The organism is Halomonas sp. AOP22-C1-8, from assembly GCF_052378905.1.
Lineage (GTDB): Bacteria > Pseudomonadota > Gammaproteobacteria > Pseudomonadales > Halomonadaceae > Vreelandella > Vreelandella citrativorans.
The window spans coordinates 34768-53523 of sequence record NZ_JBQSYD010000004.1 but is presented as its reverse complement, the minus strand read 5'-3'; the positions used below and the strand labels follow the sequence as shown (position 1 = coordinate 53523).

Genomic DNA, 18756 nt, shown 5'->3' with positions numbered 1-18756 from the left:
AAAGAGAAGCGCCATGAGCCGAATGACGGATACCTGGATACTTGCCGCCCAATGCCCCAGCATTCTGGGCACGGTCGATGTGGTGACCCGCTTTTTAAAAGAGCAGCACTGCTATATCACCGAGCTAAGCTCATTTGATGATCGGCTGGGTGAACGCTTTTTTATTCGAGCGGAGTTTCGTCCCGAGCGAGAAGCGTTTGATGAGCAGGCGTTTCAGGAGAATTTTCTGCCACGCGCCACCGACTTCGGCATGACGTTTGAGCTGACCCCTCCCGCCAAGCGCACGGGTGCGGTCATTCTGGTATCCAAGGCAGATCACTGCTTAAACGACCTACTCTATCGCTACCGTACCGGGCAGTTGCCACTGGATATCAAGGCGATTATCTCCAATCACCCGGATCTTGAGCCCTTAGCGAGCTGGCATGATCTGCCTTACTATCATCTGCCTATCACGCCCGAGACCAAGACCGAGCAGGAGTCCCAGGTACTCGAGATTATTGAGAATACCGGGGCGGAGCTAGTAATTCTGGCGCGCTACATGCAGGTATTGTCACCGAGCATGTGCGAGCTGTTGAGCGGGCGAGCCATCAACATTCACCACTCACTACTACCGGGCTTCAAAGGTGCCAAGCCCTACCACCAGGCCTACGAAAAAGGCGTTAAGCTGGTAGGCGCTACGGCGCACTACATCAATAACGACTTGGACGAGGGGCCGATTATTGCTCAAGGGGTGGAGCCAGTTGATCATGCACACTACCCTGAGGACCTGGTCGCCAAAGGGCGCGATATAGAGTGTCTGACGCTCGCCCGCGCTATTGGCTATCACCTTGAGCGGCGAGTCTTTCTGCACAATGGGCGCACGGTGGTATTTGGCAACTAGCCGCGCTTGCTTGACGCTATTCCTTTCATCCACAGAACAATCATCAAGTCTGCTCATTAATCGACGCCAGGACCAGGTTACGCGGCATTAATTCGCGATTCCCCTGTCCAACGTTGGGTGAGTCGACTTTTTATTTCCCATTCAGAGGTCTTCCATGCCTATTAGTGTCTTCGACCTTTTCAAAATTGGCGTCGGCCCCTCCAGCTCACACACGGTCGGCCCCATGATGGCGGCCTTCAAGTTTTCGGCCGTTCTGCGCGATAGCCAGTTGCTCGACCAGGTGAGCCGCCTGGAAGTGCATCTGTATGGCTCGCTTTCCGCCACGGGCATCGGCCATGGAACCGACCATGCCATTATCATGGGCTTGTTGGGCGAACGCTCGGACACCATCGATCCTTCGACTATCAACACCACGATTGCGGCGTTGAAAGAGACGCGCTGCCTATCGCTGGGGCGCCAGAAAGATGTCACGTTTGAATGGGACCAGGACATTATCTTTCATGAAGAGAGCCTGCCCCATCACCCGAACGCCATGAAACTTTGCGCCTTTGCCGAAGATGGCAGCCTGCTGACCGCCAACACGTACTACTCGGTAGGCGGCGGTTTTGTGGTTGACCAAAACCAGGTAGATGCCAAGCTTGAAGACATGGACACCGCCGAGATCCCCTTCGACTTTAACTCCGCCGAAGAACTACTCGCCATCTGTAAGCGCGAAGGCATGAGTATCAGCCGCCTGATGATGGAGAACGAGAAAACCTGGCGCGGCGAGCAGGAAGTGAGAGACGAGCTGTGGCGCATCTGGCAGGCCATGTGCGAGTGCATTGATAACGGTCTGACCCATGAAGGCGTGCTGCCCGGTGGGCTTAACGTTAAACGCCGGGCAAGGCAGCTGCATCAGCGCTTGCAGGCGGCCGAGCAGAACGACTGCCTGATCGCCACAACCTTTTCCGCCATGGAGTGGGTCAACATCTTTGCCCTGGCGGTGAACGAAGAGAACGCCGCGGGCGGGCGCATGGTCACGGCCCCGACCAACGGGGCAGCGGGTATTATTCCCGCCGTGCTGCACTACTACATGAAGTTCCAGGCGGGTGCCAATGACCGCAATGTGGTGGACTTCCTGCTTGCCGCCGGTGCCATCGGTATTCTATGCAAGAAAAATGCGTCCATCTCCGGCGCCGAAGTGGGCTGCCAGGGCGAGGTGGGCTCAGCGTGCGCCATGGCCGCCGCTGGCTTGGCCGAGGTGATGGGCGCCACGCCTGAGCAGGTCGAAAACGCGGCTGAAATAGGTCTTGAACACAACCTTGGTTTGACCTGCGACCCAGTAGGCGGGCTGGTTCAGGTGCCCTGCATCGAGCGCAACGCGATTGCCACCGTCAAGGCGATCAACGCCGCCCAAATGGCCCTGCGCGGCGACGGCACTCACTTTATCTCTTTAGATAAAGTTATCCGCACCATGCGTGATACCGGCAAAGACATGCTGGACAAATATAAGGAAACGTCCAAGGGTGGTTTGGCGGTTAATGCGATTGAGTGTTAGGTAAAAGCTGGCCAACAAGAGAAGACGTGTGTCTGCAGATCATTTTGGTAGGATCAATAACGTTCCCTGTCATACCTAGCGGTATGACAGGGAACGTTATCTGTTTTTACACTGACCACGACCCTCCAAAGCATGCACACATTCCCAGTTAAAACGCCTACCTTTTTATAATCTTGCCCACCCAAGACTGGCTGCGATAGCACCAGCCAACAAGCTCGCTTAACAAACGCCATTCACGACAGCATCCATTGCCGCCAAGTATCCCTGTATGCCTAGCCCCGCAATCACACCGTCCGCGCGCAGCGAAATATAGGAGTGATGCCGGAAACTCTCGCGCTTATGCACATTGGAAATATGCACTTCAATGACCCGCCCATCGAAAGCGTTGAGCGCATCCAGAATGGCTACTGAGGTATGCGTATAGGCGGCTGGATTGATAATGATCGCTAGGGTTCCATCCAGCCTTGCCGCATGAATGGCATCAATCAGCACGCCTTCATGATTGCTCTGCAGGCAGTCAATTTTCCACCCCGCAGTCGTCGCCTTTTCAAGTAACAGACTGTTGACGTCATCAAGCGTTGCAGCACCGTAGATTTCCGGTTGCCGAGCACCCAGCAAATTAAGATTAGGGCCATGGAGCACCAGGACACGTGGCGTAGTCGGCATTGGATTTCCTTGTCTGTTATTGAGGGCTATCGACCCGTTATACGGCGGCGTTAAAACATCTATTCATGCTACATTAGTACGCTTTATAAATGCAGCAGGCTCGTTGCCCCATGACCCTCCCCCTCTACCTAGGCCTCCCCATGTGGGCCAACCAGGATTGGCAAGGCAGCCTGTATGCCCGCCACGCCAAGACAGATCTGCTCAGCGACTATGCCAGCGTATTTTCAAGCGTGGAAGGCAATACGACCTTTTATAGCGGTGCGCCAAAGGCCGAAACCGTTGCCGCTTGGGCTCGCCAGGCACCTGCTCATTTTCGCTTCTGTTTTAAATTACCTGCCAGTATCACCCATGACCAGCGGCTTACCCATTTGGATGATGTCTGGTCCTTTTTAGCCGCACTTGAACCACTGCATGATCGTCTCGGCCCTACCATGGTCCAACTACCGCGCGACTTTGGTCCCGAGGAGCTACCAAAGCTAGAGGCCTTACTGGCTGCTTGGCCCGCTCACTTACCATGCGCGGTTGAAGTTCGTCATCCTGTTTTTTTCCACAAAGGCGCAGCTGAAAAAGCGCTTAACCAATTGTTGATAACTTATTGTGCCAACCGTGTAATGCTGGATGTACGCCCTGTCTTTTCAACCCCTGCCGAGGGCCACGCGGGGCTTGCCCATGCTCAGCAGGAAAAGCCGAAACTCCCGTTACACGTGCTTTCCACAGGTAATTTTCCGGTCATTCGCTTTATTGGCCATATTGACAAAACGATTAATACGCACTACTTCGCCCCTTGGAAAGCCCGCCTCCACCTGTGGATAAGTCAGGGGAAAACCCCTTTCTTATTTGTGCATACTGCTGATAATCACGAGTCTCCCGAGATGGCACGCCAGCTATACAATGCGCTTGGCGAACTTGCCGACCTACCCCCGCTTAGCGACTTTCCAGGTGAGGCACAAAACCTGTTGTTTTAAGCTAATATTAATTTAACCTAACTGGCACGGGGCCTCTTGATCGGATAAATTGCGCATACTCTTTGAAAAGCGCAGAGCCGTCTGTGCTTTTCGAACATGCGTAAATGGGGCGCATAGCGGCTTATTACAATTCAACCAACAGTAGGTGATGTATGGCAAAACTTGCACATGCACAATGGTCATCGCGTATGGGCTTTGTGCTTGCAGCTGCCGGTTCAGCGGTAGGCTTAGGGAATATCTGGCGCTTCTCATATATGACCGGTGAAAGCGGCGGCGCTGCTTTTGTTCTGGTCTATCTTGCATGCGTAACGCTGGTTGGCCTACCCATTCTGGTAGCAGAATGGATGATTGGTCGCCGGGGCCAGAAAAACCCGATTAACACCATGTCCGACCTTGCCACGCGTCACGGGCGCTCCAGGGCTTGGGCAACTATCGGTATTAGTGGCGTTCTGGCGGCCTTCTTAATTCTATCTTTTTATAGTGTTATCGGCGGCTGGTCACTCAATTACACGCTGGGGTCGGTGATCGGGACGTTTAATGGCCAGGATGCTGATGCCGTCGGGGCTATTTTTGGCGACCTGCTGGGCAGCCCTACAACGCTTCTGCTTTGGCATACCGCGTTCATGGTGCTGGTCATTGGTATCGTGGCGCGTGGTGTGACCAAGGGGCTTGAAGCCGCTTCACGACTTCTGATGCCTGCGCTGGTCGTGCTTCTTTTGATTCTGGTCGGCTATGGCGTAACAAGCGGCTCCTTCGGTGAAGCACTTGCGTTCATGTTCAGCCCTGACTGGGGTGCGCTCGACGGTGGTGTCGTACTAGCGGCGATGGGCCAAGCCTTCTTCACCCTATCATTGGGTATGGGCATCATGATGGCGTATGGCTCTTATCTGGGCGAAGACGTCAACCTGATTAGCACAGCGCGTACCGTTATCATCCTGGATACGGTCATTGCCCTGCTTGCAGGTCTTGCGATTTTCCCCATTGTGTTCGCCAACGGGCTAAGCGCAGGCGAAGGCCCAGGACTCATCTTCGTAACGCTACCTCTGGCCTTTGGCAACATGGCGGGCGGCACTATTCTCGGTTTGATGTTCTTCCTGCTGCTGACGTTTGCCGCCATTACGTCGGCTATCTCGCTGCTGGAACCAGTCGTTGAGACAATCGAAGAGCGCACGCCCTTGAGCCGGGTAGGATCGACACTGGCGAGCGGTATTGCGGTGTGGGTACTCGGTGTGGCGGCGCTGCTGTCATTTAATGTGTGGTCCGAGGTACTGTTATTCGGCCTCAACATTTTTGACTTCCTCGACACCTTCACCAGCAAGATTTTGCTGCCGCTGACGGGCCTAGGCGCGATTATCTTCTTCTCGCTATGTTTGGACAAAGAAGAAGCGCGCAAGGAGCTACGGTTAGATATCTACGATTTCACCTTGTGGAATCTACTCGCCAAGTACGTGGCGCCAATCGGTGTGATTATCGTATTCCTGACCGGCTTGATCTAGCGATGCCTACGCCCTGCCGCTTGGCAGGGCAGCACCATGTGGGTACTGCTTAAACACCGAGCTACATGCCGTTAGTGCAACTCGCTCTCTTGCCGTTCGTCATCGTCTGGCAGGGGGGCGATATCCCGGTATAACTTCTGAAACTCCCGATGCAGCTCAATTCCTCGGCGAGCCCGTAAATTGCGTTGTGCGGCGCTACGCTGGCGCTGAGCATGCTCATCCACTTCCATGCCCATAAAAATATCCAGCAACTCGCTTTTGACCGAGGTAATTCGTTCGACGTTTTTCATGATCGACGTGCCTCCAGGTGAATATGTCTTCGTCCACCTGCATCTGTGGCGACTGTTGAATGATGCAGTGCGACACTTCACTTCTTACTATACCTTACTTGACAGTATGATGACGAAACCTGGCGAAATGCGTTAACGCCTTTTAAACGAACGCCTAAACATCGTTTCGCTGCCCTTTTATGCCATCACTCAGGCATACTGTGGCAAATGCTGACAAATACAGCAAAGCGCGCAGTGCAAAACGCGCGCACTGGATAATCGAGGAGCTGAACGTGAGTCGCGCCCTGTTCGATGAGATGAGACGCCGCATGGAGCACTTTCGCCGCTCCGAACAAAAAGTGGCACGCTTTGTACTGCGTAATCCTGACGAGGTTATCCACATGCGGATCGTTGACCTCGCCACCGAAGCCAACGTTAGCGAGCCTACCGTGGTGCGCTTCTGTCGCGCCCTGGGCTGCAATGGCTTTCAGGATTTTAAACTGCAGTTAGCGCAAATGCTGGCGTCTGGCAGCCAATTCGCGCAGTTCTCAATGAACGATAGTGACTCCGTTGCTGAGTTCTCACACAGTATTTTTGACTCCACGGTCGGCACCCTGCTTTCGGTACGTGACCGGCTCGATAACGACGCACTGGGCCAAGCGGTTAATGCGCTGACGATGGCCAATCGGGTGGAGTTTTACGGCTTTGGCGCCTCAGGCGCTGTCGCGTTTGATGCGCAGCACAAATTTTTCCGTTTACAGATATCTACATCGGCCTATGCGGACCCGCACATGCAGAACATGTCGGCAGTGACCCTTAAAGAGGGCGATGTGGTGGTGGCTATTTCTCAAACGGGCCGGACCAAAGCATTGGTCGCCAGCGTGCGCCTGGCCCGTGAAGCGGGCGCTACAGTGATTGGCCTGTGCCCCAGCGGTTCCCCCTTGGCAGAAGAGGTCAGCCTGCCGCTGTATATTGATGTTCACGAAGATACCGAGATCTACACACCACTCAGCTCTCGCATCGCCCACCTGGTGTTGATTGATGTGCTCGCTGTAGGCGTTGCCAAAACCCGCGGCCCCAAACTGGCTGAGCAGCTTAAATCGGTGAAGAAAAGCCTGAACACCCTGCGCTACCCTGAAGACAACTAAATCGTCGTACGCTAACGCCTGTATGCACAGCCAGTTCGCCTGCTGTGCTAAACTAGCCGCCCCTTTTCGATCCGGCAGCGGCTTTTATGGACGACGTCACGGCGATACTCGATCAGCTCAACACAGCCCAGCGTGAGGCAGTCAGCGCTCCTCAGGGCAATCTTCTCGTGCTGGCCGGTGCAGGCTCCGGTAAAACCCGGGTACTGGTTCACCGAATTGCCTGGCTGATGCAAGCAGAGGGCCTGTCGCCCTATGCGCTACTGGCAGTTACCTTTACCAACAAGGCTGCCCGCGAGATGCGCACGCGCCTTGAAGCCCTGCAGGGAATCTCCTTGCGCCATGTTTGGGTAGGCACGTTCCACTCTATTGCTCACCGCCTGCTTCGAACCCATTGGCAGGACGCTCGGCTACCGCAAAACTTCCAGATCATTGACTCCGATGATCAGCTCCGGCTGGTGAAGCGGCTGCTCAAGGATTACGCCATTGACGATGAGCGCTTTCCGCCGCGTCAGGTCCAGGGGTTCATCTCAAGCTGCAAGGAAGAGGGCTTACGCCCGCATCAGGTGAACGTTGACGGCGATGCCTACATGGCGCAAATGGTAGAGCTTTACGAGCGCTATCAATTGACCTGTGAACGCGGCGGGCTGGTGGATTTCGGTGAACTACTGCTTAGAAGTCTTGAGCTTCTGCGGGATAACCCGGCGCTTTTAAATCATTATCGTGAGCGCTTTGGGCACATATTGGTGGATGAGTTTCAGGACACCAACACCTTGCAGTATGCCTGGCTAAAGCTGCTGAGCGGCATGCAAACCCCCATGACCGCAGTGGGCGACGACGACCAATCCATTTATGGCTGGCGCGGCGCCAAGGTCGAGAATATTCGCCGGTTTGAGGAGGAGTTCCCACAAACGCAGACGGTGCGTCTTGAGCAGAACTACCGTTCAACCAGTGCCATTCTGGATGCTGCCAATGCGCTGATCAGTCATAACAGTGACCGGCTGGGCAAGAACCTGTGGACCGATGGTATCGAGGGCGAGCCTATTTCCGTCTATGCCGGGTTTAACGACCTGGAAGAGGCGCGCTATATCGTCGACACTATCAAAGAAAAGGTCGATGAAGGCGTTAACCGCCGTGATATTGCGATTCTCTACCGCTCCAATGCTCAGTCGCGACTGTTGGAAGAGACGCTGATTCGTCAAGGCATGCCTTATCGCATTTACGGCGGCCACCGCTTCTACGAGCGCCTGGAAATCAAGAACGCCCTCGCCTATTTACGTTTACTGCTTAACCGCGATGACGACGCCTCGCTTGAACGCGTGATCAACGTGCCAACCCGCGGCATTGGCACACGTACCGTGGAAATTCTGCGCCTGCGCGCGCGCGAACAGAGTATTTCACTTTGGCAGGCGCTGCATGATGCCCTTCAGGACGGTACGTTAAAGGGCCGTGCGGCCAATGCGGTACAGACGTTTGCCAACCTGATAGAGCAGTTGGATAACGACGCGGCAGGCTTAACCCTTTACGAAATTATCGACCACGTCACCGAGCATACGGGCCTGATTGAGCACCATAAGAGTGAGCGCGGAGAGAAAGGCCAAGCGCGGGTCGAAAACCTCGAAGAACTGGTCACTGCTGCCCGAGCCTTTACCCAGGGTGATGCGTTTGAAACGCCCGAGGCGGGCGAAGGCATGGCCGCTCTGGAAGCGTTTCTTTCCGAGGCGGCGCTTAACGCGGGCGACCATGAAGCTGAAGAGTTTGAAGATAGCGTACAGTTAATGACGCTTCACTCTGCCAAAGGCCTCGAGTTTCCGGTGGTATTTATTGCCGGTGTGGAAGAGGGGCTGTTCCCGCATAAAATGTCGCTCGAAGAGCCGGGGCGTTTGGAAGAAGAGCGCAGGCTCTGCTACGTGGGCGTTACCCGCGCCATGCAGAAACTCTACCTGACCCACGCAGAAACTCGCCGCTTACACGGCAAAGAGGTGTTTCCTCGCCCCTCGCGCTTCTTGCGTGAATTACCGCCGCACCTGCTTGAAGAGGTTCGCCTGCGCGGCCATATCTCACGCCCGGTGACCGCCGCCCGCACCAGCTTTGCGCAGCAGCGTGTTGAAAGCGATGGCGATTTACCTGCCCTGCATGTGGGCCAACGTGTTGGCCACGCCGTCTTCGGTGAAGGCATTATTCTTAATGCCGAAGGCGAAGGCGCACGCGCCAGAGTACAAGTGAGCTTTGAAGGCGAGGGCGTTAAGTGGCTAGTGCTGGGGTTTGCCAAGCTAATCCCGCTGTAACGCCTATGTTAAGGGGAAGTGTCTTAACAGGTTGCCCAATAAAACCGGGTTAGCGCATACTGGCGAGCGGACACGTACGCTCACGCGTAACGCAATAATAATCGTATTTATTCGGAGTTATAGCCGCCATGCAACGCCGCCAATTCTTAAAAACCGCTGGCTTAGGTGCTGCCGGTGTCGCTGCCGCCCCCTTTGTAGCGACCGCGCATGCAGATGAAACGTATACCTGGGACATGGTGACCTCTTGGCCGAAGAACTTCCCGGCGCTAGGCACGGGCGCCAACGACTTCGCTCGCCGCGTTGAGCAGCTCTCCAACGGCCGTATGAAAATCCGCGTACACGGCGCAGGCGAGCTGGTACCTGCATTGGAAGTGTTTGATGCGGTATCGGCTGGAACGGCAGAGATGGGCCACTCCACGCCCTATTACTGGCGTGGCAAGCTCCCGGCTGCCCAGTTCTTTACCGCCGTGCCCTTTGGCATGTCAACGACTGAGATGAATGCGTGGCTGTATCACGGCGGTGGTCAGGAGCTGTGGGACGAGGTTTACGCCAAGCATAATCTTAAGCCGTTCGCAGTGGGCAACACTGGCCCTCAAATGGCGGGCTGGTTCAAGAAAGAGATCAACTCGCTGGACGACATGCAGGGCCTTAAACTGCGTTTGCCAGGACTTGCCGGTGAAGCCATGAACGGCATCGGTGTCAGCACCGTGAATATGCCAGGCTCTGAGATTTTCACCTCGATGCAAACGGGTGTTCTGGATGCCGCCGACTGGGTAGGCCCTTACAACGATATGGCGTTTGGTCTGCATCAAGTGGCCGACTACTACTACACCACGGTGTGGAACGAGCCGACCGCAACCGTCGAGACAATGATCAATCTGGATGCCTGGAATGCCTTGCCAGAAGATCTGCAGGACGTTATTCGCGAAGCAGCACGTGCATCCAACCTGGCCATGTACACGGAGTTCGCTTACCGCAACGCGCAGGCGCTAGAGACTCTGGTTGATGAACATAACGTTCAGCTACGCGAATTCCCCGACGATGTTGTTCAGGCACTCTACGAATCCTCACAAGCCGTGATTCAAAACCAGGTTGAGAGCGATGAAGACTCACGGCGCATTTATGAGTCGTACGCTAACTTCCAGAACCTTATCCGCCCGTTCAGTGATATCGGCGAGTATGCCTACCTGAAAGGTCGTGATGCCGTTGGCGGTTAATCGCTACCCACGGTTGATAAAAAGGGCGCCCAGGCGCCCTTTTTTTGCAAACCATTGTGCCATCTGATGAAGGGTCAGCAGGCCTTAACCATGCACGGCACGGATACGACCATTATCGTCCATAGCGACCATGACGAAACGCGCCTCAGTGACTTTTTGGCGCTCTTCAAGGCGCCGCCCATGAGGGATACGCACCCATACTTCGACATCGATCTTAAGAGAGCTGCGGCCAATTTCCTGTACATGAGTATAAACACTCACCATGGAGCCCACGCGCACAGGGCTTAAGAAATCCATCGATTCGATGGCCACTGTCGCAGTACGCCCGCCGGCCTCACGACCGGCTGCCAGTTCTGCCGCCTGATCCATGTGATTAACCAGCCACCCGCCCGAAATATCGCCGTAAAGGTTGGTATCCTGTCGAGAAGCCAGTAATTTGAGTGTGAGCAGACCTTGGGGGGCCGGAGCATCATCCAGGTCGGTTTCTAAAAGTGTCATAAGTCGGTCGCTTAATAGGGTTATTGTTGTGTGGTTGCTGCATAGCAATATAAGGCATTAGTTAATCATACGAGGGCATACGTTTGAAGCGCATTGGTTGGTCGTCAGGGAAGAAAAATCGCCTGTGTTTTACGCTTACCACGGTACTAATGCTATTCGCATCAGCTGCCTGGGGGCAACCACAACCGATTAGCGGCACCCTGAGTGCGATTGGCTCCGACACCATGGCCGGACTCATATTGCGCTGGGGCGAGGCGCTAGCCGTGCGCTATCCAGAGATTAACGTGCAGTTTCAGGCTACTGGCTCGGCCAGCGTACCGCCAGCGCTTACGGCGGGCACTGCACGGCTTGGCCCCATGTCACGCCCCATGAATGACCAAGAGCGACAAGCGTTTATCGATCGCTACGGTTATCCACCGCTAGAGCTTAAGGTGGCCAGAGATGCGCTTATTCTGGTCGTTCATCGTCACAACCCCTTGCGGGCCATTACGCGCCAACAGGCCGATGCCATTTTTTCCACCGGCCAAGCGTGCGGCGCCGATAAGCCGATAAGACGCTGGAGCGACTTGGCCGCCACACGCGAGTGGCCCTATGGAAATATCGCCCTACATGGGCGCAACCTGGCATCGGGCACCTATGGGTTGTTTCAGGACGAGGTGCTGTGTGATGGCCAATTCCGCCGCGACATCAGCGAGCACCCGGGCTCTTCTGCTGTTGTCGCGGCCGTGGGTGAGTCACCCAACGCCATGGGATATGCCGGATATAATCACCTGACACCGATGGTACATACGCTGCGCTTTGTTACCGAGGAGGGGGAAGAAATCGCACCCAGCGAGCAGGCTGTTCAGCGTAACGAGTACCCGCTATCACGCGACCTTTACCTCTACGTTAATTTGCCGCCAGATGAGTCACTACCCGCCGCCGAGCAGGCATTTTTAGCGTTTATTCTATCGGAAGAAGGCCAGCAAATTGCCCGTGCGGCGGGTTTTGTACCGCTGCCCGATGATGAACTCGCAAATCAGCAACACTGGTAGCTCACTATCATCCAATTGTCATAAAAGTGTCTTAGAGTAAGGAGAACTCACCATGCAACCCATCTTCGCGACGGCCATGCCTTCCCTATGATGTTGATATGATCCCACCTCGCGTTCCTGCTTCTTACCAGCCGCTACGCCAGTTTAAAAATCGTGTCGCCACCGGCCTTATTACGGCGGGAGGCATCGCGGTGCTGCTCGCGATTCTGGCGATTGGCGTGTTTCTATTTTGGGAAACGCTGCCGCTGTTGGCATTGGATAAGACCTTTGCCTTCGATAAGCTCTCGCCACTGGTATGGGGAACGCTTAAAGCGGCCTTGGCGGCGATGCTCTTCGCGCTACCTATCGCCTTAGGCGCCGCCATGTACTCGGCGTTATTCATGTCAGCACGCTTGCGCAGCCGGATTAAGCCGACTCTTGAGATGATGGAGGCAATGCCCGGCGTGGTAGTGGGATTTATTGCCGGTTTAGTACTTGCTCCATGGGTGGAGCGAAACCTGGCCAGTACGCTGGTGCTGCTGGTATGGCTACCAATCAGCGCGGGGCTTGCGGGCGTACTCTGGCACATGGCCTCGTCTCGCTGGCATCGGCGGCTGCCGTTTTCCTGGGCCGGGCTATGGCTTGTACCCTGGCTTGTCGGCATGGTGGCGCTGGCAGTGTGGTTTACGCCCTTGCTGGAGCAACTCTTTCTGGGCGGCGATCTGCGCCGCTGGTTAGAACAGCGCTGGGGCATGGACTATGCCACTCGCAATGCGCTGATTGTAGGCATCGCCATGGGTTTTGCAGTAATACCCAGCATTTACTCTCTTGCCGAAGATGCCCTTGCCGACGTCCCGCTCTCCATGATGGAAGGCGCCCAAGCGCTCGGGGCCAGCCGCTGGCAGGCGCTATGGAAAGTCGCGCTACCGGCGGCGGGACCGGGCATCTTTTCTGCAGTGATGATAGGCATGGGTCGTGCGGTAGGTGAAACCATGATTGTGTTAATGGCCAGCGGCAATACCGCTCTGCTGAGCGCCAGCCCCTTTGAAGGCATGCGCTCAATGGCCTCCGCCATTGCGATTGAGCTCCCTGAAGCCTCCCACGGCGGGTTTACCTATCATCACCTGATTCTAGCGGCGCTGGTGCTGTTTCTATTTACGTTTTTGGTAAATACCCTAGCCGAGGCAGTGCGCTTACGTATGCGCCGCCGCTACCATAAAGCAGGGCATTACTAATGAGCCGCCTATTCGCCGCCGCTCCCAGGCATCGGCTCGATAAACTATGGCCGTGGCTATGCGCCGCTAGCGTTGCCTTATCACTTTTAATGTTAAGCGCGTTACTTACACTATTGCTTGTTCGTGGGTTAGGCCATTTTTGGCCCGCCACGCTTGAAGAGATAACACTACGCTCGGGTAGCGTTGTTGCAGGGCAAGCTATTCGCGAAACGCCGCTGCCTCAGGAAGCCGGGGTTGAGCGCCTCTATTTTAAAGGTAACCGTGATGTAGACGGCGTCAGCTGGCACTGGGTAGATATCGACGATATTACCTCACGTACAACACCGCACGACCTGATCCGCCTGGAACGTGCTCCGTGGGGCAGTTTTATTGGTCGCTTGGCCGCAGTAGAAACTGACCAGCAATCGCTGCATGGCCGCGAAGCGTGGGACTATTTAAACAATGCACTTACCCTACCGGCTAATCAGCGCCCGCCGGGGCAGCTGCTGCTGGTCACGGCACAGGGCGAGACGTTACGCCAACCTCTGGACAGCGTCAGCCAGGCACTGGCGCCTAATGCCATGTCCTGGTGGCAAAAAACGCACACTTGGGGCACTAACGTTTGGCAGTTTTTAAGCGAGGGCCCGCGTGCGGCCAATACCAGTGGCGGCGTATGGCCGGCTATTTTCGGTACTGTACTGATGGTCATTTTAATGTCCGTAATCGTCACCCCCTTTGGCGTACTGGCCGCTATTTATCTTAATGAAATTGCTCATCAAAACCGACTTACCCGGTTAGTGCGCATTGGCGTACGCAATTTGGCGGGCGTTCCCTCCATTGTGTACGGCGTATTCGGCCTTGGCGTATTCGTTTACGGCATTGGCGGCACGCTGGATAGCTGGTTCTTCAGCGATACACTGCCTTCGCCAACGTTCGGCACCGGCGGTCTTTTATGGGCCTCTTTAACGCTCGCGCTATTGACGCTTCCTGTCGTGATTGTGGCCACCGAGGAAGGGCTTGCTCGCATTCCCGATGCCCAGCGTGAGGGGGCAGTAGCGCTGGGGGCCACCCGTCTGGAAATGCTAACGCGTATTGTCCTGCCCATGGCTACTCCTGCCATGCTAACTGGCGTTATTCTCGCTATCGCCCGCGCCGCAGGCGAAGTCGCTCCGCTTATGCTGGTGGGGGTTGCCAAGTTAGCTCCGCAAATGCCGGTCGACGGTGAGTTTCCTTATGTGCACCTGGAGCGCAAATTTATGCATCTTGGCTATCATCTATTTGATACTGCTTTTCATGGCGAAGATGTACAGGCCGCTATGCCTCTGGTTTACGCCACGGCGCTTCTTTTAGTGGTTATTATTTTGGTGCTTAACCTAACTGCCATATTTCTGCGTCATTATTTTAGGCGCCAACGAGGAAGCGAATGCTAGCGTCATTAGATATAGCCAATGCCCCACAGGCGCCGGTGACGCACTTTTCATCCGAGCACTGCGCCTTGAGTATCGACCAATTTAACCTCGCCTATGCGGGGAAATCGGCGTTGCGTAATTTAACGTTGAGTGTGCCACGCCACCGGGTAACGGCCTTTATTGGGCCTTCTGGCTGTGGCAAGTCAACACTGCTACGTGCCATTAACCGGTTACATGATCTTAACGAGAGCGTGGAACACAGTGGGCATATTCAGCTTGAAGGGCAGGATATTTACGCCGCGCAGATGAACGTGACCGAGCTACGCCGCCGGGTAGGCATGGTGTTTCAAACGCCCAATCCGTTTCCCATGTCGATCTATGAAAACGTCGCTTTTGGCTTGCGTTTACAGCATCGCCTACCCAAGCGGCAACGCGATGACATTATCGAGTGGGCGCTGACCTCAGCAGCCCTATGGGATGAGGTAAAAGACCGCCTGCATCGTTCGGCGTGGCAGCTATCAGGTGGTCAGCAGCAGCGCTTGGTCATCGCTCGAACGCTAGCCGTTCAACCGGATGTGCTACTACTGGATGAGCCGGCATCAGCGCTTGATCCAATTTCAACGCTGAAGATTGAGGAGCTGATTCGTAACCTTAAATCACAGCTAACCCTTATCCTTGTCACCCACAATATGCAGCAAGCCGCACGGGTCTCCGATTATACGGCCTTTCTACACAACGGAGAGCTGGTTGAGTACGGCCCTACCGACCAGGTCTTCACTAATCCGCGTTTACAGCGCACCGAGAACTACATCACCGGCCGCATGACGTAGTCGTCAATCATCAGGCCTAACTAACCCAACATCAGGAGTGCTCAATGGATATTACGAGCGATACCCACAGCCAGCATATCTCGCGCCAGTTCAACCAGGAGCTGGAAGAGCTAAAAACCCACCTGATGGCCATGGGCGGCCTGGTGGAAAAACAGGTTCAGGATGCAGTATTCGCCCTGCTGGAAAACGATACCCGCTTGGCTGAAAAAGTGCGCGATAACGACCGGCAAGTGAACGATCTTCAGCTGCAAATTGATGAAGAGTGCACCCGTGTATTGGCACGCCGCCAGCCTGCAGCATCAGACTTACGCCTGGTGCTTGCCGTTATTCGTGCCACTTCAGATCTTGAGCGTATCGGCGATGAAGCCAGCAAGATTGCGCGTAATGCAATCCTGCTCAGCGAAAACACCAGCACGGTTCGTGGCTTAATTGAAGTTCGCCATATCAGTGAGCATGTACGTAAAATGCTGCGCGATGCGCTGACAGCCTTTGCCCGTTTCGATACCGACTTGGCGATGAAGGTAGTGCGTGAAGATGAGTCGGTCGATGATGAGTACGGCAGTGCCATGCGCTCATTGATGACCTTCATGATGGAGGATTCGCGCTCAATTAGTTCAATACTCAGCATTATGTGGGTGCTGCGCGCGTTGGAACGCGTCGGCGACCATGCCGACAACCTGGCGGAGTACGTTGTGTATCTCGTGAAGGGGCTCGATATTCGACATAGCGACCTGGATACCGTCGACCAGAGGGTAACGAAAAAGCCTTGACCCATGAGGCATTTCCTCTTGCAATACGTCTGGGCGGACACCCGCCTGGACGTTTGTATTGATGAGGACTGCTTGAATGTTGGATGCAATAACAGCGCTTAGCCGAGGTACGCGGCTGGTCTATCAAAAAGGCCTGCGGCGTTATATTTTTCTTCCTATCCTCGTCAATATTATTGTTTATGCCGCCATGTTCAGCTTTGTGATTACGCGCTTTTCGGGCTGGATTGATCACTGGATGACATTAGTGCCTGCTTGGCTGGATTGGCTCTCCTGGCTGATCTGGCCGCTGTTTGTGGTTAGCCTTATTGTCATTGTATTTTTCACCTTTACCCTGATAACAAGCTTTATTGCGGCGCCGTTTTACGGCTTTTTAGCGGCTAAAGTGGAAATTCAAGAAACAGGCCGTATACCGCTGGATGATCGCGGGCTGACCAAAACGGCGCTTGATGCGCTAGGCCGAGAGCTGGTCAAACTCGCGTATATCGCCCCACGCGCCATTGCCCTCTTTATCATCAGCTGGATTCCAGGGCTCAACCTCTTTGCGCCGATTCTATGGGGGCTGTTCTCCGCATGGGTAATGGCCATTACCTATCTGGACTATCCTATGGATAATAATAAAGTCTCGTTCAAGGATATGCGTCAACGGCTTTCCAGGCGCTGGTGGCAAAGCCTCAGCTACGGCGGGCTCGTGACTCTGGTTACCTGGATACCGCTTGCCAATCTTTTTCTGATTCCGGGGGCCGTAGCGGGAGCCGTACTCATGTGGGACCAATATTATCGTACGGCAAATGAGCTTACGATCCAGCGGCCCTCATAACACCTGAAAAGCCATGCTTTTTTCTACGCTTTTAGACGCGAAACCCCGCTTTAACGGGTTTTTTAATGCTTTCAGTAGTGGTTTACCAGTCCAGGCTATCGCCTTCTTTGTGATTTAACTCGGTCGATTCGAACGAATGGGTGTTACGACGCTGGGTGCCATCCTGATCCCGCTGCAGCTGGCTTGACGGTGCATAGTTGCCGTTCATATGATCACGCTGACTATGGTTAAGCTCACTGGGTGAGTAGTGAGGACTAGACGTGCTAGTGGATTGCGGCATGTCGATGACATCGCTGCCGACTGCACGATCTTTAGTACGCTCAATAGAGCTTTGGGCAAAAGCTAGCGGGCTTGCAATCAAACCGATAGAAATACCTAAAACACCTGCCGTTTTTAAAACTGCTTTAAATGACATAACGCTCTCCTGATGTGGGGTGCCGCTCACCTGTCTTGGCTATTATCACACTAACGTAAATACCATTGCACTGAAGGGTGAGAAGCGATCAGTGTCTTTGACTGCAAGATTATGGTCCAAGTGCCCAAACGTCCCAAATTCGTGAAATGCTGAATGATTAAAAATATTTTTAAACACGACCACACAAATAAAGCTATCCAAGTAAATAACAAGCTAACATTTTTTTAGTGTTGGCACAGCACCATGGTGAACAAGCTAAAAAGCTCGTTATCAACCTTTGCGTTTAAAAAGCATGAAAGGGGTCATCACGCCGTGGGACAAGAGAATCGTGAAAAAAACTATTATGAGCGGGTGTAATGTTAAAAAAACGTAGATAGGGGGGGTTCAGTTTTAAAACCAGCCAAACACGACTGCTCATCAAAGGCTACATAACAAGATTAGGCCCTGCCATGGCAGGGCCCTAACCTCGCATCTATGGACAATAACTAGCGCTAGCTTCCACTCCTTTTGCGGGACTCCAACCTTGGAATTTACCCTGACTAACGCTCTGATTGTCGCTTGATTCAATCCATGAATCGATGAGCATCCATGCGATGGGACATCCTTATCCCGTGCTCGTTCCTAAACTGTAGTACAAATTTTTAGCGCTGAGTGTTTAAACCGCTGGTCACTGATCTTGACCAGTGGTCACAGAGCTATTTTGCTCAGGCAGGTCGCTCGGCTCAAATGACGTATCGCCGCCACCTGTTACGCCCGTTGGACCGCCATCCATCGACTCATTATGAGTTTTATGTTGAGAAGAACCTGCACCGGGGCGAGTAGTATCGCCTGCGCTTTCACCGTTCATATCTGAGAGCTCGTCTGCATCATAGGTAGATGCATCACCACCTGCACCTGTACCAGATGATTGCGGCTGCACGGGTTCTTCATCAGCAGTAATATCGTGGCTCGGGTCTACTGGTTCTTGGGCAAAAGCGAAGGGGCTTGCCAGTAAACCGAATGTTACACCTAAAATCCCAGCTTTCTTGAGTAGTTCCTTGGACATCATGTTCCTTCTCCTCGATCGCTGTTGATACCGCTTACCTTAAGGAAGTGCCTTCCTGGCGTACCATTTCCTGCGGTAATCTTCCTTGCCCAGATTAATGCAGATGTGATGCCAAAAAACAAAAATAAAAAAATATTTCTTATTAATAAACAACTTAAAACAAATACCGCGTGCCAATCATGCTCGCTGATCGTGTATAAGGGACCACCATAACTGACTAAAAATGACACATGAGCAGACTTGAACCATAGATGGCTTGTCCATATGGCACGCTTGGATAAA

At 54.1% G+C, this 18756-nt stretch carries 18 protein-coding genes; 13 read left to right on the top strand and 5 right to left on the bottom strand.

Features of this window, described 5'->3' with window-relative positions; all coding sequences use genetic code 11:
• Positions 1–13: 13 nt before the first annotated feature.
• Positions 14–880 (top strand): formyltetrahydrofolate deformylase, encoded by an 867-nt coding sequence (purU, locus tag ACT3TY_RS03415; RefSeq protein ID WP_172116811.1) that lies wholly within the window; start codon positions 14–16, stop codon positions 878–880.
• A gap of 154 nt (positions 881–1034) precedes the next feature.
• A complete protein-coding gene (locus tag ACT3TY_RS03410) occupies positions 1035–2417 on the top strand; it encodes an L-serine ammonia-lyase (RefSeq protein WP_444627338.1) in 1383 nt (460 codons plus the stop codon).
• A 219-nt stretch (positions 2418–2636) separates the two neighbouring features.
• Here ACT3TY_RS03410 and aroQ read toward each other — a convergent pair whose 3' ends face one another.
• On the bottom strand, positions 2637–3083 hold the full coding sequence (gene aroQ, locus ACT3TY_RS03405) for a type II 3-dehydroquinate dehydratase (RefSeq protein WP_172116809.1): 447 nt from the start codon (positions 3081–3083) through the stop codon (positions 2637–2639).
• Positions 3084–3193: 110 nt separating this feature from the next.
• Here aroQ and ACT3TY_RS03400 point away from each other — a divergent pair, with 110 nt between their 5' ends.
• Together ACT3TY_RS03400 and ACT3TY_RS03395 are read left to right on the top strand one after the other, a co-directional pair.
• A complete protein-coding gene (locus tag ACT3TY_RS03400; RefSeq protein ID WP_444627336.1) occupies positions 3194–4048 on the top strand; it encodes a DUF72 domain-containing protein in 855 nt (284 codons plus the stop codon).
• Positions 4049–4200: 152 nt separating this feature from the next.
• Positions 4201–5544, top strand: coding sequence for a sodium-dependent transporter (locus tag ACT3TY_RS03395; RefSeq protein WP_444627335.1), 1344 nt, complete (start codon positions 4201–4203; stop codon positions 5542–5544).
• Positions 5545–5615: 71 nt separating this feature from the next.
• Here ACT3TY_RS03395 and ACT3TY_RS03390 read toward each other — a convergent pair whose 3' ends face one another.
• A complete protein-coding gene (locus ACT3TY_RS03390; RefSeq protein ID WP_087110325.1) occupies positions 5616–5834 on the bottom strand; it encodes a PA3496 family putative envelope integrity protein in 219 nt (72 codons plus the stop codon).
• 272 nt (positions 5835–6106) lie between these two features.
• Between ACT3TY_RS03390 and hexR the strand changes: the two genes are divergently transcribed.
• The 3 genes from hexR (at position 6107) to ACT3TY_RS03375 (ending at position 10463) form a co-directional block, all read left to right on the top strand.
• Positions 6107–6961, top strand: coding sequence for a transcriptional regulator HexR (gene hexR, locus ACT3TY_RS03385; protein WP_172116806.1), 855 nt, complete (start codon positions 6107–6109; stop codon positions 6959–6961).
• An 86-nt stretch (positions 6962–7047) separates the two neighbouring features.
• Positions 7048–9246, top strand: a complete 2199-nt coding sequence (gene uvrD, locus ACT3TY_RS03380) for a DNA helicase II (protein ID WP_441677721.1) — start codon at positions 7048–7050, stop codon at positions 9244–9246.
• Positions 9247–9374: 128 nt separating this feature from the next.
• A complete protein-coding gene (locus ACT3TY_RS03375) occupies positions 9375–10463 on the top strand; it encodes a TRAP transporter substrate-binding protein (RefSeq protein WP_087110321.1) in 1089 nt (362 codons plus the stop codon).
• Positions 10464–10547: 84 nt separating this feature from the next.
• Here the strand turns inward: ACT3TY_RS03375 and ACT3TY_RS03370 are convergent, their stop codons facing one another.
• Positions 10548–10961, bottom strand: coding sequence for an acyl-CoA thioesterase (locus ACT3TY_RS03370; protein ID WP_441677719.1), 414 nt, complete (start codon positions 10959–10961; stop codon positions 10548–10550).
• Between the two features lie 149 nt (positions 10962–11110).
• On the opposite strand from ACT3TY_RS03370, the gene ACT3TY_RS03365 reads away from it, so the two are divergent.
• The 6 genes from ACT3TY_RS03365 to cysZ all read left to right on the top strand — a co-directional run bounded on the left by ACT3TY_RS03365 (position 11111) and on the right by cysZ (position 17014).
• On the top strand, positions 11111–11995 hold the full coding sequence (locus ACT3TY_RS03365) for a PstS family phosphate ABC transporter substrate-binding protein (protein ID WP_444627333.1): 885 nt from the start codon (positions 11111–11113) through the stop codon (positions 11993–11995).
• Between the two features lie 98 nt (positions 11996–12093).
• The gene (locus tag ACT3TY_RS03360) at positions 12094–13209 is read left to right on the top strand and encodes an ABC transporter permease subunit (RefSeq protein WP_441677715.1); all 1116 of its coding nucleotides are present in this window, start codon (positions 12094–12096) and stop codon (positions 13207–13209) included.
• The gene (gene pstA, locus ACT3TY_RS03355; RefSeq protein WP_441677714.1) at positions 13209–14618 is read left to right on the top strand and encodes a phosphate ABC transporter permease PstA; all 1410 of its coding nucleotides are present in this window, start codon (positions 13209–13211) and stop codon (positions 14616–14618) included. Before ACT3TY_RS03360 ends, pstA begins: the two co-directional genes overlap by 1 nt.
• Positions 14612–15427, top strand: a complete 816-nt coding sequence (gene pstB, locus ACT3TY_RS03350) for a phosphate ABC transporter ATP-binding protein PstB (RefSeq protein WP_192526819.1) — start codon at positions 14612–14614, stop codon at positions 15425–15427. Before pstA ends, pstB begins: the two co-directional genes overlap by 7 nt.
• Before the next feature lie 44 nt (positions 15428–15471).
• Positions 15472–16197: a phosphate signaling complex protein PhoU gene (gene phoU / locus ACT3TY_RS03345; protein WP_442352895.1), complete on the top strand. Its 726-nt coding sequence runs from the start codon at positions 15472–15474 to the stop codon at positions 16195–16197.
• Positions 16198–16273: 76 nt separating this feature from the next.
• The gene (cysZ, locus tag ACT3TY_RS03340) at positions 16274–17014 is read left to right on the top strand and encodes a sulfate transporter CysZ (RefSeq protein ID WP_172116799.1); all 741 of its coding nucleotides are present in this window, start codon (positions 16274–16276) and stop codon (positions 17012–17014) included.
• A gap of 82 nt (positions 17015–17096) precedes the next feature.
• Here cysZ and ACT3TY_RS03335 read toward each other — a convergent pair whose 3' ends face one another.
• Entirely contained in the window at positions 17097–17429 is a 333-nt protein-coding gene (locus ACT3TY_RS03335) for a hypothetical protein (protein WP_444621751.1), read from the bottom strand.
• A 667-nt stretch (positions 17430–18096) separates the two neighbouring features.
• Positions 18097–18477: a hypothetical protein gene (locus ACT3TY_RS03330; RefSeq protein WP_441676529.1), complete on the bottom strand. Its 381-nt coding sequence runs from the start codon at positions 18475–18477 to the stop codon at positions 18097–18099.
• Positions 18478–18756: the final 279 nt, after the last annotated feature.